At 66.3% G+C, this 24968-nt stretch carries 20 protein-coding genes; 19 read left to right on the forward strand and 1 reads right to left on the reverse strand.

The features are described 5' to 3' along the window. Positions 1-5 precede the first annotated feature (5 nt). The 19 genes from AC3A6M_RS17290 to AC3A6M_RS17380 all read left to right on the forward strand — a co-directional run bounded on the left by AC3A6M_RS17290 (position 6) and on the right by AC3A6M_RS17380 (position 24496). Positions 6-1205 carry a glycosyltransferase family 4 protein gene (locus AC3A6M_RS17290; RefSeq protein WP_487853956.1) on the forward strand — a complete coding sequence of 400 codons (1200 nt, stop codon included), beginning with the start codon at positions 6-8 and terminating at the stop codon, positions 1203-1205. Between the two features lies 1 nt (position 1206). Continuing rightward, positions 1207-1977 (forward strand): glycosyltransferase family 2 protein, encoded by a 771-nt coding sequence (locus AC3A6M_RS17295; RefSeq protein WP_487853957.1) that lies wholly within the window; start codon positions 1207-1209, stop codon positions 1975-1977. Positions 1978-2327: 350 nt separating this feature from the next. Next, entirely contained in the window at positions 2328-4559 is a 2232-nt protein-coding gene (locus AC3A6M_RS17300) for a heparinase II/III domain-containing protein (protein WP_487853958.1), read from the forward strand. A gap of 126 nt (positions 4560-4685) precedes the next feature. Next, a complete protein-coding gene (locus tag AC3A6M_RS17305) occupies positions 4686-5540 on the forward strand; it encodes a beta-1,6-N-acetylglucosaminyltransferase (RefSeq protein ID WP_487853959.1) in 855 nt (284 codons plus the stop codon). 92 nt (positions 5541-5632) lie between these two features. Further along, complete coding sequence (locus tag AC3A6M_RS17310; RefSeq protein ID WP_487853960.1) at positions 5633-6883, forward strand: glycosyltransferase; 1251 nt, start codon at positions 5633-5635, stop codon at positions 6881-6883. Positions 6884-6889: 6 nt separating this feature from the next. Continuing rightward, on the forward strand, positions 6890-8215 hold the full coding sequence (locus AC3A6M_RS17315; RefSeq protein WP_487853961.1) for a phenylacetate--CoA ligase family protein: 1326 nt from the start codon (positions 6890-6892) through the stop codon (positions 8213-8215). 84 nt (positions 8216-8299) lie between these two features. Next, positions 8300-9376 (forward strand): glycosyltransferase family 4 protein, encoded by a 1077-nt coding sequence (locus tag AC3A6M_RS17320; RefSeq protein ID WP_487853962.1) that lies wholly within the window; start codon positions 8300-8302, stop codon positions 9374-9376. Then, positions 9376-11334: a heparinase II/III family protein gene (locus AC3A6M_RS17325; protein WP_487853963.1), complete on the forward strand. Its 1959-nt coding sequence runs from the start codon at positions 9376-9378 to the stop codon at positions 11332-11334. The genes AC3A6M_RS17320 and AC3A6M_RS17325 overlap by 1 nt, the downstream gene beginning before the upstream one ends. 53 nt (positions 11335-11387) lie before the next feature. Further along, positions 11388-12515, forward strand: coding sequence for a non-hydrolyzing UDP-N-acetylglucosamine 2-epimerase (wecB, locus tag AC3A6M_RS17330; RefSeq protein WP_487853964.1), 1128 nt, complete (start codon positions 11388-11390; stop codon positions 12513-12515). A 13-nt stretch (positions 12516-12528) separates the two neighbouring features. After that, positions 12529-13284: a WecB/TagA/CpsF family glycosyltransferase gene (locus AC3A6M_RS17335; RefSeq protein ID WP_487853965.1), complete on the forward strand. Its 756-nt coding sequence runs from the start codon at positions 12529-12531 to the stop codon at positions 13282-13284. Positions 13285-13415: 131 nt separating this feature from the next. Then, positions 13416-14414: a UDP-glucose 4-epimerase GalE gene (gene galE / locus AC3A6M_RS17340; RefSeq protein ID WP_487853966.1), complete on the forward strand. Its 999-nt coding sequence runs from the start codon at positions 13416-13418 to the stop codon at positions 14412-14414. Positions 14415-14430: 16 nt separating this feature from the next. Continuing rightward, the gene (locus AC3A6M_RS17345; protein ID WP_487853967.1) at positions 14431-15597 is read left to right on the forward strand and encodes a nucleotidyltransferase family protein; all 1167 of its coding nucleotides are present in this window, start codon (positions 14431-14433) and stop codon (positions 15595-15597) included. Beyond that, positions 15594-17012 (forward strand): mannose-1-phosphate guanylyltransferase/mannose-6-phosphate isomerase, encoded by a 1419-nt coding sequence (locus AC3A6M_RS17350; RefSeq protein WP_487853968.1) that lies wholly within the window; start codon positions 15594-15596, stop codon positions 17010-17012. Before AC3A6M_RS17345 ends, AC3A6M_RS17350 begins: the two co-directional genes overlap by 4 nt. A 158-nt stretch (positions 17013-17170) precedes the next feature. Further along, positions 17171-17908, forward strand: coding sequence for a PEP_CTERM-anchored TLD domain-containing protein (locus AC3A6M_RS17355; RefSeq protein WP_487853969.1), 738 nt, complete (start codon positions 17171-17173; stop codon positions 17906-17908). Positions 17909-17943: 35 nt separating this feature from the next. Continuing rightward, the gene (locus AC3A6M_RS17360) at positions 17944-18972 is read left to right on the forward strand and encodes a TIGR03790 family protein (RefSeq protein ID WP_487853970.1); all 1029 of its coding nucleotides are present in this window, start codon (positions 17944-17946) and stop codon (positions 18970-18972) included. Positions 18973-19134: 162 nt separating this feature from the next. Beyond that, complete coding sequence (locus tag AC3A6M_RS17365; protein ID WP_487853971.1) at positions 19135-22137, forward strand: ExeM/NucH family extracellular endonuclease; 3003 nt, start codon at positions 19135-19137, stop codon at positions 22135-22137. Between the two features lie 14 nt (positions 22138-22151). Further along, complete coding sequence (locus AC3A6M_RS17370; protein ID WP_487853972.1) at positions 22152-22739, forward strand: NF038129 family PEP-CTERM protein; 588 nt, start codon at positions 22152-22154, stop codon at positions 22737-22739. Between the two features lie 264 nt (positions 22740-23003). After that, positions 23004-23720 (forward strand): winged helix-turn-helix domain-containing protein, encoded by a 717-nt coding sequence (locus AC3A6M_RS17375; RefSeq protein WP_487853973.1) that lies wholly within the window; start codon positions 23004-23006, stop codon positions 23718-23720. An 8-nt stretch (positions 23721-23728) separates the two neighbouring features. Beyond that, positions 23729-24496, forward strand: a complete 768-nt coding sequence (locus AC3A6M_RS17380) for a LuxR C-terminal-related transcriptional regulator (protein WP_487853974.1) — start codon at positions 23729-23731, stop codon at positions 24494-24496. A gap of 15 nt (positions 24497-24511) precedes the next feature. Here AC3A6M_RS17380 and AC3A6M_RS17385 read toward each other — a convergent pair whose 3' ends face one another. After that, a complete protein-coding gene (locus AC3A6M_RS17385; protein ID WP_487853975.1) occupies positions 24512-24790 on the reverse strand; it encodes a hypothetical protein in 279 nt (92 codons plus the stop codon). Positions 24791-24968: the final 178 nt, after the last annotated feature.

A 24968-nucleotide genomic window follows, 5' to 3' on the forward strand; every position in this document is an offset into this window, starting at 1 on the left:
TCCTGATGGTTTCCGAAGATTTGCCGGGCGCCCAGATCGGCGGCCTGGGCAAGCATGTGGTCACCCTGTCGAACGCCTTGCTGGAGCAGGGGCATACGGTCGACATCATGGGACGCAGCGACCGCTTCCATGCCGGCAGCGCGAAGGAGATCGGCTTCGACGGCCGCCTGCTGCCGGGCTTCGATTTCTCCCGCCCGGGCTGGAAGGAATCGCAACTGGGCTTTTTCAACCCGCTCAAGCGGCCCTGGTTCGCGCGCACCATCGCGCGCGCGCTGCTGCGCGAAGCCGCCAAATACGACGTCGTGCATTACCACGGCCACCTGCCGATGGCCGGGCGCTACGTCCCGCAAGGGATCAACTTCGTCCAGACCCGCCACGACCAGGGCAGCGAATGCGTGATTCACCTGCGTTTCAAGCAGGAGCACGTCTGCACCACGCTCGACGCGCGCGACTGCGCCGCCTGCATCCATCCGGCCCCGAATTCGCTGCGGCGCTCGGTGTCCGGGATGGCGGTGCGGCGCTACCGTTCGGAGACCGCGGAATCGTTCGCGCGCCATAAGACGATCTTCGTGTCCGACTTCCTGCGCCGCGCCTTCCTGCGCGCCGTGCCCGGCGCCGACCTGTCGCGCGCGCGCGTGATCCACAACTTCATCCGCTACCCATTCTTGCGCGAACGCGCCGCCGCGCCCGACGAGGTGAAGGCAGGGGAGGTGCTGCTGGTGGGGCGCATCGACGCCGGCAAGGGCTTCGGCGAATTCCTGGCCCAGGTCCAGGGCTGGCTGCCGGCGCATGCGCGCGTGACCATCATCGGCGACGGTCCGCTGCGCGCTTCGCTCGAAGCGAAACACGCCGGGCCGCAGGTGCGCTTCCTCGGCTGGCTGGGCTACGACGAGGTGATCCGCATGTCGGCGCGCAGCCACGCGCTGGTGATCCCCTCGGTGTGGGAAGAACCCTGCGGCACCACGGTGCTGGAAGCGCTGGCGCTGGGCAAGCAGTGCCTGGCGCTGGCGCGCGGCGGCACGCCCGAGCTGGCGGCCTACCAATACTACGATGGCCAGCTGCAGCTGGCCGAAACCATGCCGCGCCTGGTGGAGCGGCTGGTCGAGCTGCTGGGACGTGCGCCAGTGACGGTGCCGCTCCCGGATTCCTTCCCGATGGACGTGTCGCGCGCCATCCCTCGCATACTGGACTTCTATGCAGAATGATATGACCAACAAGCCTGTCTTCTCGATCGTCACCTGCACCTGGAACAGCGCCGCCACCCTGGCCGATACCCTGGCCTCGGTGCAGCGCCAGACCTGCCAGGACGTCGAGCACATCTTCGTCGACGGCGGTTCCACCGACGGCACGCTGGACATGATCGCCGCCTACCCGGGACGCAAGCGCGTGCTGCGCGACGTCGGCGGCGGCATCAGCCGGGCCATGAACCAGGGCATCGAAGCGGCCACCGGCGAATACGTGGCCCACCTGCACTCGGACGACTACTACGCCAGCGACGACGTGCTGGCCACCGTGGCCGAGCGCTTCGCCAGCGAGCGGGTGGACTGGGTGTTCGGCAGCGTGCAGGTGCTGAAGGACGGCGAACTGATTCCGCCGAACCCGGTCGTGCCGTTTACCTACCGCTCCTTCGCCGCCGGGCGGGCATGGGTGGCCCATCCGGCCGTGTTCATCCGCCGCAGCGCCTTCGGGCGGGTCGGCATGTTCGACGAAAAGCTGAAGTACGCGATGGACATCGACCTGTGGCTGCGGCTCGGCCAGGTGGCGCGCCCGGCCACCGTCGACCGCCCGCTGACCATCTTCCGCGACCATGCGGGCAGCGTGTCCTCGGCCAACAAGATCAAGGCGCGCCAGGAAGAGTTCGAGGTGCGGCGGCGCTACATGAACCAGGCGCCGCTGGCGTTCGGTATTTATTGTCTACGGTACATGAAACGCATGCGGGCCCTGCGGGCCGAAGCGGCACACGGAGCGGCGCACTGACCGATGGCGAAAAACTTAACTGTTGGTTTCTAAACAGTGGCATAACAGACAAGTTTGACGCTTTGCTTTCACAGTTTCCAAACTGTCTTCTCTGTTAAAAAACGAGACTTGCATTCCTGAAAATATTACCCTGACAAAGTCGTCTGTACACCCGTTGGATTTTCGCGATGAGCGTGAAAAATCTTTGATTTCTAAGGGAAATTTTGCCGCACATCAATTGATGTGGGGTACTATTATTCGGAACAGACAAGCGCCCGTCGTTCACGACAGCGCACATTGCCGAATACGCCCGGCGCCATGCCGACGGGTCATCTCTTGTAAGTCTTGGTTAATTTTCTCGGAGCTCGTACATGAAATTTCATCGGAAGGGATTTGTCCTCGCGGTCGCACTGGCGTCGCTGCTGTGTTCGTTCAGCGCGCGTGCCGACTGGGCGCAATCCACCGATCCCCTCGTCGTCCAGCCGGCCCCGGCCAATGGCCAGGTGCAGGCCCAGAATCCGCCCGGCTTCGCCTGGGCGCGTTACCCGAGCGGCCCGGCCGCCTATGAAATCGAAATCACGAAAGTGGGCGGCTCGCCGGTGAAGGCGACGGTCGACCGCAACTGGTACCTGCCGACCAGGGCCCTGGCGCTGGGCAACTACACCTGGCGCGTGCGTCCGGCCAATTCGACCGACTGGTCGAGCCCGCGCGCCTTCTCGATCACCAGCAAGTCGACCGTGTTCGAAGTGCCGGACAATGCCGCTTTGCGCGCCCGCATCCTGTCCAAGGCCCGTCCGCGCTCGCTGCCGGCGACCACCACGCCGTTCTCGACCTGGAATACCGCCAAGCGGACCGAACTCGAGCCCTACCTGAGCCGCCTGACCAATGAAGTCAAGCTGCAGATGACCGCGCTGCCCAACCTGAGCGATGCGCGCTGGCCGATCGCCATCACCTCGCCGCTGACCGCGCAGATGGCGGCCCAGCAGACCGACGTGCGCAACAAGATCAACGAAGCGACCCGCCAGATGGAAGCCGCGGCCCTGCTGTGGCGCATCCGCAAGGAACAGGTCTACCTGAACGAAGCGATCAAGCGCGGCGACCAGCTCGCCTCGCTGACCCCGACCGGCCCGACCAGCTACGCCAACCAGGACCAGGCCACCCGCCAGATCGCGCTATCGCTGATCAAGACCATCGACATGCTGCCGGGCGACCTCGACGGCACCCGCCGCAACAAGTGGCTGGACATCGTGCGCGTGCGTACCAACGAGATGTTCAACAACCTGGCCGGCGACAACGGCCGCCTCGACCAGTACCCGTTCGATTCGCACGGCAACACGCTGATGATCTTCATGTCGCTGATCTCGAGCCTGTCGCTGGGCGACATCCCGGATGCCCAGAAGTGGTTCGACTTCACCTTCCGCGCCTACGTCAACACCCCGTCGCCGTGGGCGGGTCCGGAAGGCGGCTACGCCAACGGCACCGCCTATGCCGAGTACGCGGCCGGCTACATGGTCGCGCTGTGGGATGCGATCAACCAGGCGACCGGCGTGAACATGTACGCCAAGCCGTGGACCCTGGGCTTCCTCGACTTCTCGATGATGCTGACCCCGCCGGGCTCGAAGGTCCACGCTTTCGGCGACGGCTCGGAAACCAGGCCGGACCCGCGCGTGTTCCACGCCTTCGCCCAGCGCATGGTCAACCCGCGCGCGAACTGGTACCAGTCGAAGCTGCCGGGCATCGAAGACGGCATGTCCGTGCTCGCGGCGCCGTATCCGATGCCGATCGCCGGCAACATGGTGTTCACCCCGCCGTCGAACGAGGCGTATTACCCGAGCACCGGCTGGGTCGCGATCCACAGCGACATCGGCTCTACCTCCCGCACCTCGATCTTCTTCAAGTCGAGCCCTTACGGTTCCTTCAACCACAGCCACGGCGACCAGAACGGCCTGCTGCTGTCGGTGGCCGGCCAGCCGCTGCTGGTCAAGGCCGGCTGGTACGACTGGTACGGTTCGCCGCTGTGGAAAGACTGGTATCACCAGACCAGGTCGCAGAACGCCATCACCTTCGACGGCGGCAAGGGCCAGCTGGTGGACGGCTACCGCGAGCAGCTGCAGCGCGGCGGCAAGATCACGGGCTGGGCGGTGAATGCGAACTACGACTACTCGGAAGGCGACGCCACCCCGGCCTACGGCGGCCAGCTGACGATGGCCAAGCGCCAGATCTGGTACCTGAAGGCCCAGAACGCGATGCTGGTGCGCGACAAGCTGTCGGCCGTGGTCCCGCACACCTACGAGTTCAACATCCACGCCCCGGCGGCGATCACGGTGGAGAGCCCGTCGAGCGTGAAGATCGTGGCGGGCGGCCAGTCGCTGTGCCTGCGCGACCTGAACGGCAATGCCCCATTCGCGACCTGGACCGGTCCGGCGCCGAAAGCCGGCGTGACCGAAAGCCACGGCGCCTTCTACCTGAAGAACGACGGCAAGTCGGTCGGCGAGTTCCTGGTCCTGATGGACGTCGGCTGCAAGCGCCCGGCCGTCAAGGTCGCGACCAGCGGCAGCACCCGCACCGTCACCGTCGGCGCACAGACCGTGAGCCTGCCCTGACCGCGGGCAGGCACTGAAGCCTGGCGTGAGCCGGGCAGCCCGGGCGCCGTGCTACACTCGGCGCGCGGGCCGGAGTCCTTCGCAGGCAGGCGCCGCGAAGGACTTTTTTTCGCTTGTGCGTCCACCATGAAACAGGTTTTCCTCATCGCCGCCCACAAGGATCCCGCCCAGCTCAACGCGCTGGTCGAACAGCTGCGCGACGACGACTTCCTGATCTACGTGCACCTCGACGCCAAGGGCGCCATCGACCCCGCCAGTGTGCATCCCGCCGCGCGCCTGGTCGGCGCGCGCGTCGCCGTGCACTGGGGCTGCTTCAGCCAGGTCCAGGCGACCCTGAATTCGCTGCGCCAGATCGTGGCCGAAGTGCCCGACTTCGACAAGGTGCTGTTCCTCAGCGCCCAGGATTTCCCGCTGCTCTCGAACCCGGCCCTGAAGGCGGCGCTGGACGGCCTGCGCGGCCACGAGCTGCTCGACACGGTGGCGATCGGCCGCGCGCCCGGCCAGTGGGCGGCCGACTACCGCTACCGGTATTTCTACCGCCCCGATGCCGGCCTGCCGCTGCGCCTGGCCTGCTCGCTGGCGAACCGTGCGATGCGCGCCTGCGGGATCGCACGCCGCCTGCCGCGCGGGCTCGTCCCCTACGGCGGCTCCTCGTGGTGGGCGCTGTCGCGCGATTGCGTGTGCGAGCTGCTGGCGCGCGTGCGGCGCGAGCCCGGCCTGCTGCGCTTCTTCCGCAGCGTGTCCTGCCCGGACGAGATGTTCTTCCAGACCCTGGTGATGAACTCAAGCTTCGGTGAGCGCGTGCTGGCCGAGAATTTCCGCTACATCCAGTGGCCGGAGCAGGGCGCGCGCAATCCCAAGATCCTCGACGAGCATGACTTCGAGCGCATCGCCGCCTCGAAGGCGCATTTCTGCCGCAAGATCGACAGCCAGGCCAGCGCCGGGCTGCTGCCGCGGCTGATGGCGCTGCGCTGCGGCTGACACCGCGCGTACGGTTGGCTTTTGCGTGGGCACGGTGTGCCCACCCTACGTTAGAATCGGCTTCCGAGCGTTATGCATCCTGCAAGGAATCCATGCCGAGCCAGCCGCCCGAATCGACGCTGTCGATTGCCTTCATCGTCCGCGACCCCTTGCCGCCGATCCGCGCCGACGTGCTGACCCTGTTCGGCGCCGAGATGCCGCGCTATGGCGTACGCACCGAGCTGGTGGGGCAGGGCGGAACCGATGCGCCCGGCTCGCCATGGCCGGCCGGCGGCATGCACGTGGTGGGCAGCCTGCGCTCGCGCTTCGCCAGCGTCTGCTCGCCGCTGTGGGACCTGGTCGGCCTGTGGCGCGCCCTCGGCGGCCTGCGCGGCAGGCGCCCGGACTGCCTGCAGGTGCGCGACAAGATCGCCAGCGGCGTGCTGGGCCGCGTGATGGCCGCGCTGCTGCGCGTGCCCTTTGTTTACTGGATGTCCTTTCCCATCGTCGAAGGCTTCGAGGTCCGCCGCGACGACATCGCACGCCACGAGCGCGGCCTGAAGGGGCGCCTGAAGTGGGCCGCGCACGCGCTGCGCGCGCGCGCCTCGCGCATCGCCATCTACCGCTTCGTGTTGCCCGGCGCGCGCCACATCTTCGTGCAGAGCGATGCGATGGCCGACTGGCTGGCCTCGAAAGGCTTCGAGCGCGCGCGCATGACGGCGGTGCCGATGGGGGTCGATGCGACCCTGTTCGACCGCGCCGGCGTCGCCCCGGTCATCGATGCGCGCCTGGACGGCAGGAGGGTGGTGCTCTACCTGGGCCGCATCGCGCAGTCGCGCAAGTCGGACTTCCTGCTCGACGTCGCGGCCGAACTGCGCCGGGCCATGCCGGACACCCTGCTGGTGATCGCCGGCGACGCGCCCTCGAACGACGAAATGGCCTGGATGCGGCGCGAGATCGTCGCGCGCGGGCTCGACGAACACGTGTTGCTGACCGGCTGGCTGCCCCAGCGCACCGCGCTCGGCTATGCGGTGCGGGCCGAGGTCGGGCTGTCGCCGATCCCGCGCGGCACCCTGTTCGACGTCTCCTCGCCGACCAAGCTGGTCGAGTACCTGGCGCTCGGCATCCCCAGCGTGGCCAACGACATTCCCGACCAGAAGCTGGTCATCGACGAGAGCGGGGCGGGGCTGTGCGTGCCGATGGAAGCCCGGGCGTTTGCCGAAGCGACGCTGCAATTGCTGAACGACGGAGCGCTGGCGCGGCAGTTCGGGATGCGTGGCCCAGCGTACGTAAAAAGCCATCGGACGTATGATATTCTCGGCCGAAATGTTGCAAGAACTTATAAGAAAATCCTGATGGAGTAGCCCTGCATGACATGGACCCGCTCGCTCAAGTTTTCCCTGCGTTCGCTCGGGCGTGAGCTGGTCCGCAACCTCTGGGGACGCCTGTTCGTCTACCCGGCCCTCGCCAGGAACGAGCGCTCGCGCGACACCCTGGCCCGCTACGTCGCGCAACGCGCCGCCAGGGTCGGCGTCACGCTCGACGGCGATCCCGCCAGCCTGCCGCGCCTGGCGCCGGACACCCCGCTGCTCACCAAGCAGGACCTGCGCCAGCATCCCGAACGCCTGCTGCGCCCGCGCCGCTTCGGCTCCCTGATCCGCACCACCATCAAGACCAGCGGCACCTCGGGCACGCCGCTCACCATCGTCCAGTCGATCGGCAATATGGTGCGCGAGGAAGGCTTCGTCTACCGCCAGCTGCGCTGGATCGGCTGGCGCCACGGCCAGCCGCGCGCCTGGATCCGCGGCGACATCGTCTGCGCCGACCATCCGCGGGACGGCCGCTACTGGTGCCGCGACTGGGTCGGCAACATGCTGATGATGTCCTCGTACCACTTGTCGAATGAGACCATCGGCGCCTACATCGAGGCGCTCGAACGGTTCGAGCCGGTGGTGATCCACGCTTATCCATCCTCGATCGCGGCGCTGGCCGCCTGGCTGAACGCGCGCGGGCGGCGCTACGCCGGCCGGCGGCTCCTCGGCGTGATGACCTCGTCGGAAACGATGGAGCCGGAGGTGCGCGCGGCGGTCGAGCAGGCCTTCGGCGTGCGCGTGTTCGACTGGTACGGCCAGTCCGAGCGGGTGGCCGCGATCGGCACCTGCGAGCACGGCAGCTACCACGTGCTGACCGACTACGGCGGCGTGGCCTTGCTCGAAACGGACAAGGCGGACGCCTGGGAGCTGGTCGGCACCAGCTTGAACAACCCGGCGATGCCGCTGCAGCGCTACCGCACCGGCGATACCGTGGTCCCGGGAGAAGGACCGTGCCCCTGCGGCCGGGTGTTTCCGACGATCAAGGCCGTGCTGGGGCGCCAGGAACAAGTCATCACCCTGCCGGACGGGCGCATGATCGGGCGCCTGGACCGGATCTTCCAGGGCCACGACCGCCACCTGGTCGAAGGCCAGGTGTGCTACCGCGGCAACGGCCGCTTCGTGCTGCGGGTGGTCGCCACCGAAGGCTGGAGCGAGGCGGACAGCCGGGCGATGATCGCGAAATTCCTGTTGCGCGTGCCCGGCGTCGAGGTGACGGTGGAGCAGGTCGCGGCCATTCCACGCGGGCCGCGGGGCAAGTTTGCGTTCGTTGTTGTCGAGGAGGAAGGCGAACTGTGCGCACCACGGGAAATTCATGATGTATGATCGAAACATTGCCCGTTTAATAAGAGCGTGAATTTTGTTGCAACAGCAAACGACCAGGCAGGGGATGAGCGGCGGAGAGCGTGCGTGAAAAAAACGCCGGCGCCACGGATCCTCATGGTCGGCACTGCACTGGAAGGCAAGGGCGGGGTGGCGGCCGTGGTGTCCGTGCTGCGCCAGCATGGCTTGTTCGAGCGCGAGCAGGTCCGCTACATCGCCACCCACCGCGAGGGCTCGAAGGCGGAGAAGGCGAAAGGCGCCCTGTCCGGCTTCTGGCACACCGTGCTGGCCTGCGTGCGCCAGCCGCCGGCCGTCGTGCACGTGCATGCGGCCTCGCGCGCGAGCTTCGTGCGCAAGTCGATCGTGCTGCTGATCGCCCGCCTGGCGGGCTGCAAGACCATTTTCCACCTGCACGGCGGCGGTTTCCGCCAGTTTGCCACCGTCGAGGCCGGCGGCCTGATGCGGCGCTGGATCCGCCACACGCTGGAAGCCAGTTCGGTCGTGATCGCGCTCTCGAACGGCTGGGCGGAATTCGTGCACGCGTTCGCGCCGAGGTCGCGGGTCGTGGTGGTGCCGAATTCGGTGCCGCTGCCGGCGCCGTCGGGCGTCCGGGAAGAGCCGCAGCGCGTGCTGTTCCTCGGGCGCCTGGAAGCGGCCAAGGGCGTGTTCGAACTGCTGGCCGCGGGCGCGCGGCTGGCGCCGGAGTTTCCGGCGCTGCGCCTGGTGTTCGGCGGAGAAGGCGATGCCGGGGCGATCCGCCGGCGCGCCGCCGAGCTCGGCATTGGCGACCGGATCGAATTACTGGGCTGGATCGGCCCTCGGGAACGCGAGGCGCAACTGGCGCGCGCCGCCGTGTTCTGCCTGCCGTCGCATGCGGAAGGCTTGCCGATGTCGATGCTGGAAGCGATGGCATCCGGCAGGGCGGTGGTCGCCAGCAGCGTGGGCGGGATCCCGGAAACGATCATGGACGGCGACAACGGCCTGCTGGTGCCGCCGCGCGACGAGCAGGCGCTGGCAGGCAGGCTGGCACAGGCATTACGCGACGAGGACTTGCGCGCACGGCTGGCACGGGGTGCGCGTGCAACGATTGAGCAATATTACTCAACCGAGGTGGTGTGCGGCCAACTGTCCGCGCTCTACCGTGAATTGGCGGAGACACGATGATGAGCGAAGCGACAGGCATGGTCTGGCTGGTGAACCGTTTGCGCTGCATGTCGGTGGCCGAGGTCGGCTACCGGATCCAGCAGGCGGCGGCGAAAGGCGTGGCGAAACGGGTCCGGCCGCGAGCCGCGCCGCCGCTGCCGCGCGCCCGGACCTTCAACGTGCCTGGCGCCCCGGCCCTGAGCGCGGCCGAGCGCGAGGCCCTGCTGGCCGACGCCGCCAGCGTCGAGGCCGGCCACGTGGTGCTGTTTGCCGAGCGCCGCTTCGACGTCGGCATGCCGCCGCAGTGGAACCGCGATCCGGAAAGCGGCGTCACCGGGCCTGCGGTGTATGCCGGCGACATCGTGATCACCAACCGCGAACTGGTCGGCGACATCAAGCACGTGTGGGAGCTGAACCGCCACCTGCACCTGGTGCGCCTGGCCCAGGCCTGGGCCGCCACCTCCGACACCGCCTGGCTGCACGCGCTGCACCGCCAGCTGCGCAGCTGGCTCGACCAGTGCCCGCCGCTGACCGGGCCCAACTGGACCAGCTCGCTGGAGCTGGGCATCCGCCTGATCAACTGGTCCCTGGTCTGGCAACTGATCGGCGGGGAAAACAGCGGCCTGTTCGCCGGCGAGGACGGCGAGCGCCTGCGCGCCGACTGGCTCGATTCGATCCATGCCCACTGCAGCGCGATCGCGCGCCATCTGTCCCGCCACTCCTCGGCCAACAACCACCTGATCGGCGAACTCGCCGGCCTGTACGTGGGCGCCTCGGTCTGGCCCTGCTGGAAGGCGTCCGGGGCCTGGCTCGAGCAGGCCAGGAGCGAACTCGAACACGAGGCCCAGGCCCAGTTCTCGCGCGACGGCGTGAACCGCGAGCAAGCCTTCGCCTACCACATCTTCTCCAGCGAATTCCTGTTCGTCGCCGGCCTGGTCGGCCAGGCGTGCGGCCATCCCTTCTCGCGCGCCTACTGGACCAGCCTGCAGCGCGCCCTGCGCTTCCTGCGCTCCGTGCGCGACGTCGGCGGCAACGTGCCGATGGTGGGCGACGCCGACGACGGCATCGTGTTCCGCCTGGACGCGCCGGGCAGCGACCGCGCGGCCCAGCTGCTGGCCCTGGGCGATGCCGTACTGCGGCGCCAGGACGTGGAGCACATCGGCGTGCGCTGGCTGCTGCACGCGCTGCCGGGCAAGCGCCCGGAAGCCGATCCGCACGAATCCGAGACCGGCTGGGCCTTCCCGGACGGCGGCTACCTGCTGTTCGGCTCCCACTTCGGCGAAGCCAACGAAATCAAGGGCATGGTCGACTGCGGCCCGCTGGGCTACCTCGGGATCGCGGCCCACGGCCATGCGGACGCGCTGGCGCTGAACCTGTCGGTGGGCGGCGAGGAATGCCTGGTCGATCCCGGCACCTATTCCTATTGGCAGGAACACAAGTGGCGCGACTATTTCCGCGGCACCTCGGCCCACAACACGGTGCGCATCGACGGCCTCGACCAGTCGGTGTCGGGCGGGCGCTTCATGTGGCTGAAGAAGGCCCGGGCCAGCATCGAGCGCATGCCGCAGTCGCCGCACGAATTCGACTTCCGCGGCTCGCACGACGGCTACGAGCGCCTGCCCGATCCGGTGCGCCACATGCGGAGCGTACGTTTCGACGCCGCCACCTCCAGCCTGGTGGTGCGCGATGAGTTTTCTGCCAAGAAACACCACCAGGTCGAACTGTTCTGGCATTTCGCGCCCGGCCTGAGTGTCCGGTTAGATAGTTCCGGCCTGCATGTACGCGGCAAGCGCTTCGCATTGCAGATGCATGCGCAAGGCGCCGACCTCAAGCTGGAGCTGGTGCGCGCCAATGAAAATCCGCCGCTGGGCTGGTATTCGCGCTGCTACGAATCGAAGCAGCCGTGCGACGTGCTGAAGATCAGCACCGTATCGTCCGCCGTCCCAGTCGAGTGCAGGTTTACAATAACGTTTTTTTAATAGTCAGTCGCTGTAAGGCTTGTTTTTATACTAATTACTAGGGAACTTGTTTCATGCTCATTTATCTGGTTGCGGGCGCCCGGCCCAATTTCATGAAGATCGCCCCGATCGTCCGCGCGCTGCAGGCACAGGTACCACAAACGCTGTCGTACAAGATCATCCATACCGGCCAGCACTACGATCGCGAGATGAACGACGTATTCTTCGAGGAACTCGGCATTCCGCAACCCGACGTCTTCATGGCCGCCGGCGGCGGCAGCCATGCCCAGCAGACCGCCAAGATCATGGTCGGCTTCGAGGAACTGTGCCAGCAGGAGCGCCCGGCCGCCGTGCTGGTGGTCGGCGACGTGAATTCCACGCTGGCCTGCTCGATCGTCGCCAAGAAACTGAACATCCCGGTCGCCCACGTCGAGGCCGGCCTGCGCTCGGGCGACATGGCCATGCCCGAAGAAATCAACCGCCTGGTCACCGACAGCATCTCGGACTGGTTCTTCGTCACCGAACCGGCCGCGCTCGAGCACCTGCGCCGCGAAGGCAAGCCGGAATCCGCGGTCCACTACGTCGGCCACGTGATGGTCGACAACGTGCTGTACCAGGCCGACAAGCTGGCCCATGCCGACACCTCGGCGTTCGAAACCAGCGCATTCAAGCAGGCGCGCCAGGACGCGGGCCAGCGCTATGGCGTGGTCACGCTGCACCGCCCCAGCAACGTCGACGATGCCGAAGCCTTCACCCGCATCGCCGGCGCGCTCAAGGAAATCTCGAACGAGCTGCCGCTGATCTTCCCGGTGCACCCGCGCACCCGCGCCAACATCGATAAATTCGGCATCGACCTCGGCCCGAACATCACGCTGGCCGGCCCGCAGGCCTACATGGCCTTCCTGAACCTGTGGAAGGACGCCGCCGTGGTGCTGACCGACAGCGGCGGCCTGCAGGAAGAGACCACCGCGCTGGGCGTGCCCTGCGTGACGATCCGCGAGAACACCGAGCGTCCCGTCACCGTGGACGAAGGCTCGAACGTGCTGGCCGGCACCGACCCGGCCGCCATCCTGCGCGAGGCGCGCAAGGTCCTGGGCGGCGAAGGCAAGCAGGGCCGCCGGCCGCACCTGTGGGACGGCAAGGCGGCCGAACGGATCGTCGCGGTACTTGCAACCGAGCTCGCGAAGGAACGCAAGGAATAGAAAGGATGAACAGATGAGCGAACGCATCACACTGATGGGGTGCTCCATCGACAACCTGTCGATGGAAGAGACACTGCAGACCATCGAGGGTTTCATCCATACAGGAAAGCCCCATCAGCATGTGGTGGTGAACGTCGACAAGCTGGTCAAGGCCAGCCGCGATCCGGAGCTGCGCCGGATCATCAACGACTGTGCGCTCATCAACGTGGACGGCATGCCGGTCGTGTGGGCCTCGCGCCTGCTCGGCAAGCCGCTCAAGGAAAGGGTCGCCGGCGTCGACCTGTTCGAGGCGCTGATGCGCCGGGCAGGGGAGAAGGGCTGGCGGGTGTTCCTGCTGGGCGCGAAGGAAGACGTGGTCGCCAAGGTGGCCTCCACCTACCAGCGCAAGTATCCCAAGCTGGTGCTGGCGGGCTACCGCAACGGCTACTGGAAAGGCGAGGCCGAAGAGGCGCAGGTCGTCGGGCAGATCCGCGATGCCAGGCCCGACCTGTTGTTCGTGGCGATCAGTTCGCCGAAAAAAGAGCAGTTCCTCGGCCGCTACCAGGCCGAGATGAAGATTCCGTTCGCGATGGGCGTGGGCGGCACCTTCGACGTGGCGATCGGCCATGTGAAGCGCGCCCCGGTGTGGATGCAGAAGTCGGGCCTGGAATGGTTCTACCGCTTCCTGCAGGAGCCGCGCCGGATGTTCCGCCGCTATTTCATCGAAGACATGGCCTTTCTTCGCCTCCTGATCAAGGAGCTGAAGGGAGGGCGCTCGGCCCCCCGTTAGGCTGGTGGTAACACAAGCAGTAACGCAAACAAGACAGGGATTACCGCGGCCGCAGAAGCCGCTGGATGCATAAAAGGAAGGCGCCAGCTGTAAGCATGGCGACGGGCAAACTTTTACGAAAGCACATATCAATGAAGATTCTGGTTACAGGCGGCATGGGTTATATCGGTTCGCACACCGTGGTCGAGCTGCAGAATGCCGGCCATGACGTGGTGGTCCTCGACAACCTGTCCAACGCCAACCGTTCCGTGCAGGAGCGGGTGACTCGCATCACGGGAAAGGCTTTCGAGTTCGTCGAGGCCGACATCCGCGACCGTGCGGCGATGGAAGCCGCGTTCGGCGCGCACAAGGTCGACGCCGTGATCCACTTTGCCGGCCTGAAGGCGGTCGGCGAATCCGTGGCGCAGCCGCTGCGCTACTACGACAACAACGTTTCCGGCAGCGTGGTGCTGTTCGAGACCATGGCCAAGTTCGGCTGCAAGACCCTGGTGTTCTCGTCCTCGGCCACCGTGTACGGCGACCCGGCCTCGGTGCCGATCCGGGAAGACTTCCCGCTTTCGGCCACCAATCCCTACGGGCGCAGCAAGCTGATGATCGAAGACATCCTGCGCGACCTGTTCAAGGCCGAGCCGGACTGGCGCATCGCGCTGCTGCGCTATTTCAACCCGGTGGGCGCCCATGAAAGCGGCCTGATCGGCGAGGAGCCGAACGGCATCCCCAACAACCTGGTGCCTTACATCGCCCAGGTCGCCAACGGCCAGCGCGAGAAGCTGTCCGTGTTCGGCGGCGACTACCCGACCCCGGACGGCACCGGCATGCGCGACTACATCCACGTGGTCGACCTGTCGATCGGCCACGTCAAGACCCTCGACAAGCTGGTCCAGGGTCCGGGACTGCATACCTACAACCTCGGCACCGGCAATGGCAACAGCGTGCTGGAAATGGTCCACGCCTTCGAGAAGGCCTGCGGCAAGCCGATTCCCTACCAGATCGTAGACCGTCGCCCCGGCGACATTGCGAAGTGCTACGCCGACCCGACCCGCGCCCGCGAGGAACTCGGTTGGACGGCGCAGCGTGACATCGCCCAAATGTGCGCCGACTCCTGGCGCTACCAAACTACCGCAAAATGAGCATGAGGACCGAACCATGAAAGCAATGATTCTTGCAGCAGGCAAGGGCACCCGCGTACGTCCGCTGACCTATGACCTGCCGAAACCGATGATCCCCGTGCTGGGCAAGCCGGTCATGGCTTACCTGATCGAACACCTGCGCAAACACGGCGTGACCGAAATCATGGTCAACGTCAGTCACCTGCACGAAAAGATCGAGGAATACTTTGGCGAGGGCGAGCAGTTCGGCGTCCAGATCGGCTATTCCTTCGAGGGCTACACCAAGGAAGACGGCGAAGTCGTGGCCGTGCCGATCGGCTCGGCCGGCGGCATGAAGAAGATCCAGGAGTTCGGCGGCTTCTTCGACGACACCACCATCGTCCTGTGCGGCGACGCCCTGATCGACCTCGACCTGAAGGCCGCCCTGCTCGAGCACCGCCAGAAGGGCGCGATGGCGACCGTGATCACCAAGGAAGTGCCGTGGGATAAGGTGTCCAGCTATGGCGTGGTGGTCACCGACCAGAACGGCCGCATTACCCAGTTCCAGGAAAAGCCGAAGCAGGAAGAGGCGCTGTCGAACTTCATCAGCACCGGCATCTACATCTTCGAGCCGGAAGTCATCGACCTGATCCCGTCCGGCGTCGAATTCGACATCGGCTCCCAGTTGTTCCCGCTGCTGGCCGAGAAGGGCATGCCGTTCTACGCCCAGGGCCGGCCGTTCAACTGGCTCGACATCGGCAGCGTCTCCGACTACTGGGAAGTGCTGCAGAACGTGCTGACCGGCGAAGTCAACCACATGGACGTGCCGGGCATCCAGATCGAGCCGGGCCTGTGGGTCGGCCTGAACACCAGCATCGACTGGAACGGCACCACGATCAAGGGTCCGGTCTACATCGGCTCGGGCGTCAAGATCGAAGCCGGCGCCACCATCATCGGCCCGACCTGGATCGGCCATGGCAGCCACATCTGCGAAGGCGCCGAAATCGTCCGTAGCGTGCTTTTCGAATATACTCGGGTACTTAACGATGTGACATTACATGAGATGATCGTGTTCAAGGATTACAGCATCGATCGTGCCGGAGAAATGAAGCATTCGTCCGACTACGGTTCGGATGAATGGTTGAACGCCCGCGACCGCCGCCGCAGCCGCCGCAAAGAGGTCGCGGAAGAAACAGATTCCACTTTAGAGAAAATTAGCGCATGAAAATTTACCCAGTCATCCTCTCCGGCGGCGCCGGTACCCGCCTGTGGCCCCTGTCGCGTGCCCTGATGCCCAAGCAGCTCCTGCCGCTGGTCACCGACAAGACCATGCTGCAGGAAACCGCGCTACGGGTCCGCGGCTGGCCGGGGTTGATGGCGCCGCTCATCGTGTGCGGCAACGAGCATCGCTTCCTGGTCGCCGAGCAGATGCGCGAGGTCGGCATCAATCCTGGCGGCATCCTGCTCGAGCCGGTCGGCCGCAACACGGCCCCGGCCGTGGCGGCGGCCGCGCGGCACCTGCTGGCCGACGATCCGGACGCCATCATGCTGGTGCTGCCGGCCGACCACGTGATCGAGAAGAACGAAGCCTTCCGCCTGGCGGTCGAGCGCGCCTACCGGCTGGTGCAGGACGGTTCGCTGGCCACCTTCGGCATCGTGCCCAGCGCGCCGGAGACCGGCTATGGCTACATTCGCCGCGGCGAGCCGCTGCCGGGCTGCGACGACTGCTACAAGATCGAGCGCTTCGTCGAGAAGCCCGACCGCAACACCGCCGAAGGCTTCGTGGCCGACGGCGGCTTCTACTGGAACAGCGGCATGTTCATGTTCCGCGCCGACCGTTTCCTGGCCGAGATCGGGCAGCATGCGCCCGAGATCGCCACGGCGGCGGAAACCGCGATGAAGAACGCCTACCGCGACCTCGACTTCTGCCGCCTGGACGAAGCGGCCTTCACGGCCTGCCCGTCGGACTCGATCGACTATGCGGTCATGGAACACACCCGTGACGGGGTGGTGGTGGCGAGCGACATCGGCTGGAGCGACGTCGGTTCGTGGTCGGCCCTGGCCGACGTGCAGCAGGCCGATGCCCACGGCAACGTACAGCGCGGCGACGTCTACCTGGACGGCGTCAGCAACTCGCTGGTGCGCGCCGAGAGCCGCATCGTGGCCGTGGTCGGGGTCAAGGACCTGGTCGTGGTCGAAACCTCGGACGCGGTGCTGGTGGCGCACAAGGACCAGGTCCAGCGCGTCAAGAACATCGTCGACCACCTGAAGGTCCAGGAGCGCACCGAGCACCTGTACCACACCCGGGTCTACCGTCCGTGGGGCTTCTACGAAGGCATCGACGCGGGCGACCGCTTCCAGGTCAAGCGCATCTGCGTGAAGCCGGGCGAGAAGCTGTCGCTGCAGATGCACCACCACCGTGCCGAGCATTGGGTGGTCGTGTCGGGCACCGCGCGCGTCACCTGCGGCGACAGCGTCAAGCTGCTGTCCGAGAACGAGTCGACCTATATTCCGATCGGCATGACCCACCGCCTGGAAAACCCGGGCAAGCTGCCGCTGCACCTGATCGAGGTGCAGTCGGGAAGCTACCTGGGCGAGGACGATATCGTGCGTTTCGAGGACGTCTACTCGCGCGCCTGAGTCACGCAGACAAGGTTTCGTTCGCGTCACCTTGTGTCACTTACGCCGCCCGCGCGCCAGCGCCGGCGGCGTTTCTCTTTTTCAGAGGTCAACCGTGCGTCGCGCTTATGCAGCGGGCATACAATGCTTCATCAAGAACAAAAACGGGGAGTGGTCCCATGAAAGCGATCATTGCGGCGGGCAGTACGGCGCTTGCATTGCTGCTGGGCGTCACCAGCGGGGCAGCCAGGGCGGGCGACATCATCGGCGGCTCGAAGCTGCTGGACGATGGCCGGCAAGCCCAGCTCGAACGCTGGCTCGGCCAGGGCGAGTTCAACCTCAACAACGTCTACACCCTGCGCCCGGGCGATACCTCGGCCGACTTCCACCAGGGGGCCGACGGCAAGGGCGCCACCTTCACCCTGCTCGAAGTGACGAACACGGCCGGGCAGACCTTCCTGGTCGGCGGCTACAACCCGCAGGGCTGGTCCTCCACCGACGGCTGGCACGAGACCGAGCGCGATTTCCAGCGCACCGCCTTCCTGTTCAACTTCACCACGCCGGCGGTCTACCGCCAGGTGCTGTCCGGTTACGTGCTGCCCAGCCAGGGCCTGCGCCAGACCTTCAACGACATCCTGTTCGGCCCCGTGTTCGGCTCCGGTCCCGACCTGCTGGTCAATGACGACCTGAGCGCCGCGCTGTCCTGGCAGCTGAGCTACGGCGATCCGGCGAACGAGGGCGTCAGCATCATCGACGGCAGCCTGGGCGGGCAGGCCGTGCACGTGAACGCGATGGAAATCTTCGCCATCGCGCCGGTGCCGGAACCCGCGGCGGCGGCGATGTGGCTGGCCGGCGTGGGTATGCTCGGCGCATGGGGCAGCTGGCGCCAGCGCAAACACCGGATCGGCCTGGCGTAACTTGTCCGCATTGCAAGTTGTGGCATGATGAGGGGATGACATCGATCCGACGCTTCCTCCTCATCCTGATGGCGGCCGCGGCCGCCAATGCCCACGCCCAGTTCACCAGCGCCCCCAGCCTGCAGCCGGCGCAGCTGGCCATCGTCATCAACGACGCCGACCCGAACAGCGTCAAGGTCGGCGAGTATTACCGCAAGCGGCGCAACATCCCGGCGGATAACGTGGTGCACGTCAGCATCCCGGACAAGCCGCACGAGATCAGCGCGGAACGATTCCAGGAACTGAAGGAAGAGATCGACAGCCACCTCGGTCCCGCCATCCAGGCCGTGCTGATGATCTGGACCGCGCCCTACAAGGTCGAGTGCAATTCCATCACCGGCGCCTACACGCTGGGCTTCGATCCTTCCCAGTGCGTCAAGACTTGCGCCAGCGGCCGCTCCAGCCCCTATTTCAATTCCCGCTCGACCAGGCCCTACACCGACCTCAAGCTGCGCCTGTCGATGCTGCTGCCGACCGAGTCGGTGGCGGATGCGAAAGCCCTGATCGACCGCGGCGCCTCGGCCGGTTTCCGCATCGTGCCGGCCACCGCCTATTACCTGGTCACCTCGGAAAAGGCGCGCAACTCGCGCGCCGGCTTCTTCCCGCCGCCGGGCCGCATCGAGGCCCGGAAGCTCAGCACCAGGACCATGCAGGCCGACGTGCTCGAAGGGGCGAAGGACGTGATGATCTACGAGACCGGCATGGCCAGGGTCGACAAGCTGGAGACCCTGCACTTCCTGCCCGGCGCCCTGGCCGATCACCTGACCTCGCTCGGCGGCGACCTGCTGGGCGAGGGACAGATGAGCAGCCTGCGCTGGCTGGAGGCGGGCGCGACCGCCAGCTACGGCTCGGTCAGCGAGCCTTGCAACTACTGGCAGAAATTCCCCAACCCGACCGTGCTGCTCAAGCATTACGTGCAGGGCAACAGCGCGATCGAAGCCTACTGGAAGAGCGTGGCCTGGCCGACCCAGGGCCTGTTCATCGGCGAGCCGCTGGCTGCGCCTTACCGCAAGCGGGCGCGCTGATCCCTTGGGTCGCGTGGGGCCATCGAGGCGGGAGCCTCGATATCTCCGGCGTTGATCCGTTCGGACTAATTCGTGGTCATGATGTTGTCAATTTGTGCATTTAATATGCATTTTGTTAAGTGCTTCACTGACAACCTCCGTACTCCATTTTCGGGACCACACATGACTCATCGCGTATCGATCCACTTTCCGGGGCGCCTGACCGTGCTCGCGGCGCTGCTGGCCAGCCTGTCGGCGCCGGCGCTCGCCGACGGCGGCCCCGTCGTCATCAGCCAGGTCTATGGCGGCGGCGGCAATTCCGGCGCGCTCTACCAGAACGACTTCATCGAGCTGTTCAATCGTAGCGCCAGCCCGGTCAGCCTGAGTGGATGGAGCATCCAGTACACCTCGTCCGCCGGCAACAGCTGGGGCAGCAACAAGACCAACCTGCCGGCCGCCACCCTGCAGCCGGGCCAGTACTACCTGGTCCAGCTGGCGTCGACGGCCGCGGTCGGCGCGGTGCTGCCGACCGCGGACGCGACCGGCACGATCAATATGAGCGGCACCTCGGGCAAGGTGGCCCTGGTCAAGAGCCAGACCGCACTGGCGGCGGTCGCCAACCCGAATCCGACCGACCAGCCCGACCTCGTCGACCTGGTCGGCTTCGGCTCGAGCGCCACCGGCTTCGAAGGCAGCGGCCCCACGGCGACCCTGTCGAACACCGTCGCCGCGCTGCGCAAGGAGGCCGGCTGCACCGACATCAACGACAACAAGACCGACTTCGCGACCGGCGCACCGACCCCGCGCAACAGCGCCAGCGCGCCGCATTCCTGCAGCGCCGGACCGGTCGTCCAGCCGATCGTCCTGAATTGCCCGGCAAGCATCTCCGGCCGCGCCGGCAGCGCCTACTCGGGCCTGCTCTCGGCCACCGATGCGGACAGCATCGTCAACAAGGTGGACATCACCGGCGGCGCGGTGGCCGGCATCAGCCTGGCCGGCTTCGTACCGGCGTCCAGCGTGGGCGGCAACGCCTCGGTGACCCTGTCGGTCGATGCCAGCGTCCCGAGCGGCAATTACCCGGTCGTCGTCACCTTCGCCAACGGCGACGGCCAGACCGCCAAGTGCACGGTCAACGTCGCGCTGGCGGGCGAGCACACGATTTCCGAGATCCAGGGCAGCGGCCCGGGCAGCCCGTACGCCAACACGGTGCAGACCACCACCGGCGTCATCACCAAGAAGCTCGCCAACGGCGGCTTCTTCATGCAGGACCCGGCCGGCGACGGCGACCCGACCACCTCGGACGCCATCTACGTGTTCGGCGCCACCACGGCGGCGCAGGTCGGCGACCGCGTCAGCGTGACCGGCACCGTGACCGAGTACAAGCCGTCCAACGCCACCCGCACCTACACCGAACTCGCCAGCGTGACGGCGGTGAACGTCCTCGCCAGCGGCCTGTCGGTGCCCATCACCAACATCCGCCTGGGCGAGGAGGACCTCAGCCGCTACGAAGGCATGCTGGTGCGCTTCAGCGGCTCGCTGACCGTGAACGGCAACCAGTTCATCGGCGACCGCGGCGAACTGGTGCTGGGCAGCATGCGCCACGAGACCCCGACCAACCGCTACCGCCCGGGCACCCAGGAAGCCATCGACCTGGCCGCCGCCCAGGCGCGCGACACCGTGGTACTGGACGACGGCATTTTCACCACCCCGAATCCGATTCCCTACCTGCAGGATGGCACCGTGCGCGCCGGCGACACCGTCAGCGACCTGACCGGCGTGCTGGACTTCGGCGCGACCGGCGGTAATGGCGCCTGGTACAAGGTGCAGCCGACCGAGACCCCGGTGTTCAGCCGCAGCAATCCGCGCGACGCGGCGCCGATGGTCGCCCAGGGCAACGTGCGGGTCGCCAGCGCCAACGTGCTGAACTTCTTCACCACCTTCACCGACGGCCACGATGCCTGGGGCGGCTCGAACAAGGGCTGCACGATCGGCGCGACCACGCGCGCCAGCAATTGCCGCGGCGCCGACAACCTCGCGGAATTCGTGCGCCAGCGCGACAAGATCGTCAACGAACTGGCCGCGATGGATGCGGATGCGGTCGGCCTGATGGAAATCGAAAACAACGGCGACACCACCGTCGCTTACCTGGTCGATGCGCTGAACCAGGCGCTCAAGGCCCCGGTCTACGACTACGTGCGCAAGCCGGCCGCCACCGGCACCGATGCGATCCGCGTGGCGATGATCTACAAGCCGGGCAAGCTGACCCCGGTGGGCGGCGCGCTGTCCGACGGCGACGCCATCAACAACCGTCCGCCGATGGCGCAGACCTTCAAGGTCAACGCCAACGGCGCCAGGTTCTCGCTGATCGTCAACCACCTGAAGTCGAAGGGCAGCTGCGGCGGCACCGGTGGCGACGCCGACAAAGGGGACGGCCAGGGCTGCTGGAACGCGACCCGCGTGCAGCAGGCGCAGCGCCTGGCGCAGTACTTCATCCCGGCGGTGGTGGCGAATGCCGGCGACCCGGACGTGCTGGCGGTGGGCGACTTCAACTCCTACGGACATGAAGACCCGATCGCCTACCTGACCGGCACCGGCCTGGTCAACGAGCTGGAGCGCTTCGTGCGCCCGAACGGCATGCCGTATTCCTATGTCTTCGACGCCCAGGCCGGCTATCTGGACCATGCCCTGGCCAGCGCCTCGCTCGACGGCCAGATGGCCGGCGTGACCGAGTGGCACAACAATGCCGACGAGCCGGAAGTCATCGACTACAACATGGAAAGCAAGCCGGACGACGAGTACGTCAACAATGCCTTCCGCGCCTCCGACCATGATCCGGTGGTCGTCAGCCTGAACCTGGCGCCTGCGTTCACCGAAGTCACCGGCTCCGTGAAGATTGCGGCGACGGGGATGACCCTGAACCGCATGACCGGCAAGTTCAGCGGCAGCGTGAGCTTCACCAACACCAGCGGCCAGGTGCTCAACGGCCCGCTGCAGTTCGTGCTGCAGAACCTGCCCGCCGGCGTGACCCTGGACAACAAGAGCGGCGACTTCAATGGCGCTCCCTACCTGACCCTGCCGAACGCCTCGCTGGCGGCCGGCGCGACCGTGACCGTGAGCACCACGTTCACCAACCCGAACAAGGTCAGCATCGTGTACACGCCGAAGCTGTATTCCGGCACCTTCTGAATCGAGAGAACACCATGAACTTCGCAAAATCCCTGCTGTACCGCGCGCTGCTGGCCACCGCGCTCGTGACCGGCGCCGGCGCGGCCGTGGCCGGCCCGGTCTACCACGTCGACATCGACACCGCCGGCTTCCAGGACCGGGGCACCGGCTTCCTCGACATGACCTTCCTGCCCGGCCTGGAGATCGATCCGGCCACCGCGACGGTCAGCCACCTCAGCGGCAACTACGGCGACTACCTGGACATGACGGCCGGCGTGAGCGGTTCGGTGGATGGCAAGGTCGTGTTCGACAACAGCCAGTACGCCGACCTGTTCCGTTCGATCAACCTGGACGGCCACTTCGGCTTCGACATCACGTTCAGCGGCCCGGACAGCGGCATGGGCGGCACCGACTTCGACGTCAGCCTCTACGACGACACCGGGATGAACCTGCTGGTCGCCTCGCTGGTCCACTTCACGCTGCAGCCCGGTAACGTGACGGTGTCCTTCCAGGAAGACTATGCGACCGTCGGCCCGGCCGCCGCCGTGCCGGAACCGTCGGCTGCGCTGCTGGTCCTGATCGGCCTGGTGATGGCCGGCGTCGCCACCCGCCGCCGCGCGTAAGCGTCCCGGCAGAGATCGACCCGCCTGCCTGCAAGGGCAGGCGGGTTTTTTTATTCAATTTGTATCCTTTTCACCACTCCCACATGGGCCGCACAGGCCTACCCAAAACGGGTGAAGCCCGCATCCCTCTAGGGCTGCCGCGATTCGCCCATTTATTCGGCAAAGCTATCAATCCCCAAGGCAAATCATATTGTTCAGTTGAACTTGCTTGGTGCATATTAAAATTGTCGTTGTCCCACAGACATAGCAATGTAGACAAATTTCATGGCTGCACACATTCTCGTGGTCGACCCCGATCCCGCCATCCGCCAGTTGCTCTCGCTGAACCTGACCAGCGCAGGGCACGATGCCGCCAGTTGCCTCGACGCCGAGTCGGCCCTGGTGCTGATGGACGACAGCTTGCCCGAGATGCTGCTGCTGGAGTGGGATCTGCCCGGACAATCCGGCGAAGCCCTGATCCGCCGCCTGCGCGCGAAGGCGCGCACGCGCGAGCTGCCGATCATCATGGTGTCCAGCCGGACAGGGGAGCACGACAAGATCCTGGCGCTGGAATCGGGCGCCGACGACTACCTCACCAAACCCTTCAGCCCGCGCGAACTGCTGGCGCGCATGAATGCGGTGCTGCGCCGGCGCGTCCCCCATGTCTCGAGCGAGACCGTGCAGATGGCGGGCCTGCGCCTCGATCCCGGCACGCAGCGCGTGATCGCCGGTTCGCGCCAGGTGGCGCTGGGCCCGGTCGAGTTCCGCCTGCTGAATTTCCTGATGCACCATCCCGAGCGCGTGCACACCCGTTCCCAGCTGCTCGATAAAGTGTGGGGCCGCCATGCCGTGCTCGACGAGCGCACCGTCGACGCCCACGTCGGCCGCCTGCGCAATGCCCTGCAGCCCAGCGGCCACCAGGAACACATCGAAACGGTGCGCGGCACCGGCTACCGCTTCGTGGCCTGGAACGCGCGCGTCGACTGGTCCGGCGCCGCCTGAGCCCGGGCGTGGACGCAGTCGTCATCCTCAGCCGGCAGGAGCAGGAATACCTGCTGCGCGCGGTGGAATCCGGACTGCGGGTAGCCAGCATGCGCCAGTTCTTCCTGTGGACCCAGGGCCAGCTGCAGGCGCTGCTGCCGCACCAGGTGATGGTGGCGCTGCGCTTCGCGCCCTCGGGCGCGCTGCGCCGGCTCGAGTGCCTGCACGCGACCGTGCTGGCGCCGCGCACCGAGACCCTCCTTACCGACCGCCGCGACGGCCTGGCGCTGCGCATCGCCCGCCATTGCATGCGGGGCGGACGGCTGCCGGCCATGGCCGACATCGGCATGGAGGAAGGGGAAGATAAAAGCGGGGTGCTGGCCGGCTTCGAACGGGACTTGCGTGACGCCGGCTTCGACAGCGTGCTGGTGCACGGCACCGGGCCGCTGGCGGAGGGAGCGAGCGTGTTCGTGCTGTTCGGCCTGCCGATGCGGCCCGGGCCGCGGCATGCCTATTTCCTGGAACTGCTGCTGGCCCACCTGCATCTGGCGCTGCTGCGCCTGCCGGTGACGGATGCCCGTGCCGCGGAGGGGCCGGTGCGGCCGCTGAGCACGCGCGAAACCGAGATCGTCGGTTGGCTGCGCGAAGGGAAGAGCAATGAGGAGATGGCGCTGATCCTCGGGATCAGTGCACTGACCGTCAAGAACCACCTGCAGCGGATCTACCGCCTGCTGGGAGTCGGCAATCGCGCACATGCCCTGGCGCGATGCCTCGAACTGCGCTTGCTGGAGGGCTGAGCCTCCGGATGAAAATCAGGAGTTGCCGGTGCCTGCTGCCTGCTCGGCGGCGGCGCGGCGCATCGCATCGTAGCGATAGGCTTCGGCGTTGGCGTCGATGATGCGCAGGCCCTGGCAGCCGTCGGCGGCGCAATCCGGCGCCGGCATGGTGCTGGAGGCCTGGGCGCTGCTCGTCATCGTGGCGGCAGCCGTCATGGTCGGCTGGTCCATCTGGTCGATCTGGCCACCGCCGCATGCGGTGAGGACGACGGCGAGGGCGAGGGCGGCAACGGAGCGGAAAGCGTGGAGTTTCATGGGTGCGGAAGAGGTTGCGTTCAACAGATGAAGCTATTGTAGGCAGGAAATTTTCCGCAGCTCAATTAATTTTTCGTTTATTTAGTGCAAATATTGATTAAATGAAAGGTTTTTGTATGGAAATAGACGGAGTTAAGCGATGATGTGTGGAAATATCCTTGAGGAAATTTGAGGTGCA

This window comes from Telluria sp. Soil_C_11, from assembly GCF_057657395.1.

Excerpts from the sequence above, each read along its gene's own strand:
- AC3A6M_RS17290 (WP_487853956.1), top strand. The coding sequence starts at position 6 with ATGGTTTCCGAAGATTTGCCGGGCGCCCAGATCGGCGGCCTGGGCAAG.
- AC3A6M_RS17295 (WP_487853957.1), top strand. The coding sequence starts at position 1,207 with ATGACCAACAAGCCTGTCTTCTCGATCGTCACCTGCACCTGGAACAGC.
- AC3A6M_RS17300 (WP_487853958.1), top strand. The coding sequence starts at position 2,328 with ATGAAATTTCATCGGAAGGGATTTGTCCTCGCGGTCGCACTGGCGTCG.
- AC3A6M_RS17305 (WP_487853959.1), top strand. The coding sequence starts at position 4,686 with ATGAAACAGGTTTTCCTCATCGCCGCCCACAAGGATCCCGCCCAGCTC.
- AC3A6M_RS17310 (WP_487853960.1), top strand. The coding sequence starts at position 5,633 with ATGCCGAGCCAGCCGCCCGAATCGACGCTGTCGATTGCCTTCATCGTC.
- AC3A6M_RS17315 (WP_487853961.1), top strand. The coding sequence starts at position 6,890 with ATGACATGGACCCGCTCGCTCAAGTTTTCCCTGCGTTCGCTCGGGCGT.
- AC3A6M_RS17325 (WP_487853963.1), top strand. The coding sequence starts at position 9,376 with ATGAGCGAAGCGACAGGCATGGTCTGGCTGGTGAACCGTTTGCGCTGC.
- wecB (WP_487853964.1), top strand. The coding sequence starts at position 11,388 with ATGCTCATTTATCTGGTTGCGGGCGCCCGGCCCAATTTCATGAAGATC.
- AC3A6M_RS17335 (WP_487853965.1), top strand. The coding sequence starts at position 12,529 with ATGAGCGAACGCATCACACTGATGGGGTGCTCCATCGACAACCTGTCG.
- galE (WP_487853966.1), top strand. The coding sequence starts at position 13,416 with ATGAAGATTCTGGTTACAGGCGGCATGGGTTATATCGGTTCGCACACC.
- AC3A6M_RS17345 (WP_487853967.1), top strand. The coding sequence starts at position 14,431 with ATGAAAGCAATGATTCTTGCAGCAGGCAAGGGCACCCGCGTACGTCCG.
- AC3A6M_RS17350 (WP_487853968.1), top strand. The coding sequence starts at position 15,594 with ATGAAAATTTACCCAGTCATCCTCTCCGGCGGCGCCGGTACCCGCCTG.
- AC3A6M_RS17355 (WP_487853969.1), top strand. The coding sequence starts at position 17,171 with ATGAAAGCGATCATTGCGGCGGGCAGTACGGCGCTTGCATTGCTGCTG.
- AC3A6M_RS17360 (WP_487853970.1), top strand. The coding sequence starts at position 17,944 with ATGACATCGATCCGACGCTTCCTCCTCATCCTGATGGCGGCCGCGGCC.
- AC3A6M_RS17365 (WP_487853971.1), top strand. The coding sequence starts at position 19,135 with ATGACTCATCGCGTATCGATCCACTTTCCGGGGCGCCTGACCGTGCTC.
- AC3A6M_RS17370 (WP_487853972.1), top strand. The coding sequence starts at position 22,152 with ATGAACTTCGCAAAATCCCTGCTGTACCGCGCGCTGCTGGCCACCGCG.
- AC3A6M_RS17375 (WP_487853973.1), top strand. The coding sequence starts at position 23,004 with ATGGCTGCACACATTCTCGTGGTCGACCCCGATCCCGCCATCCGCCAG.
- AC3A6M_RS17385 (WP_487853975.1), bottom strand. The coding sequence starts at position 24,790 with ATGAAACTCCACGCTTTCCGCTCCGTTGCCGCCCTCGCCCTCGCCGTC.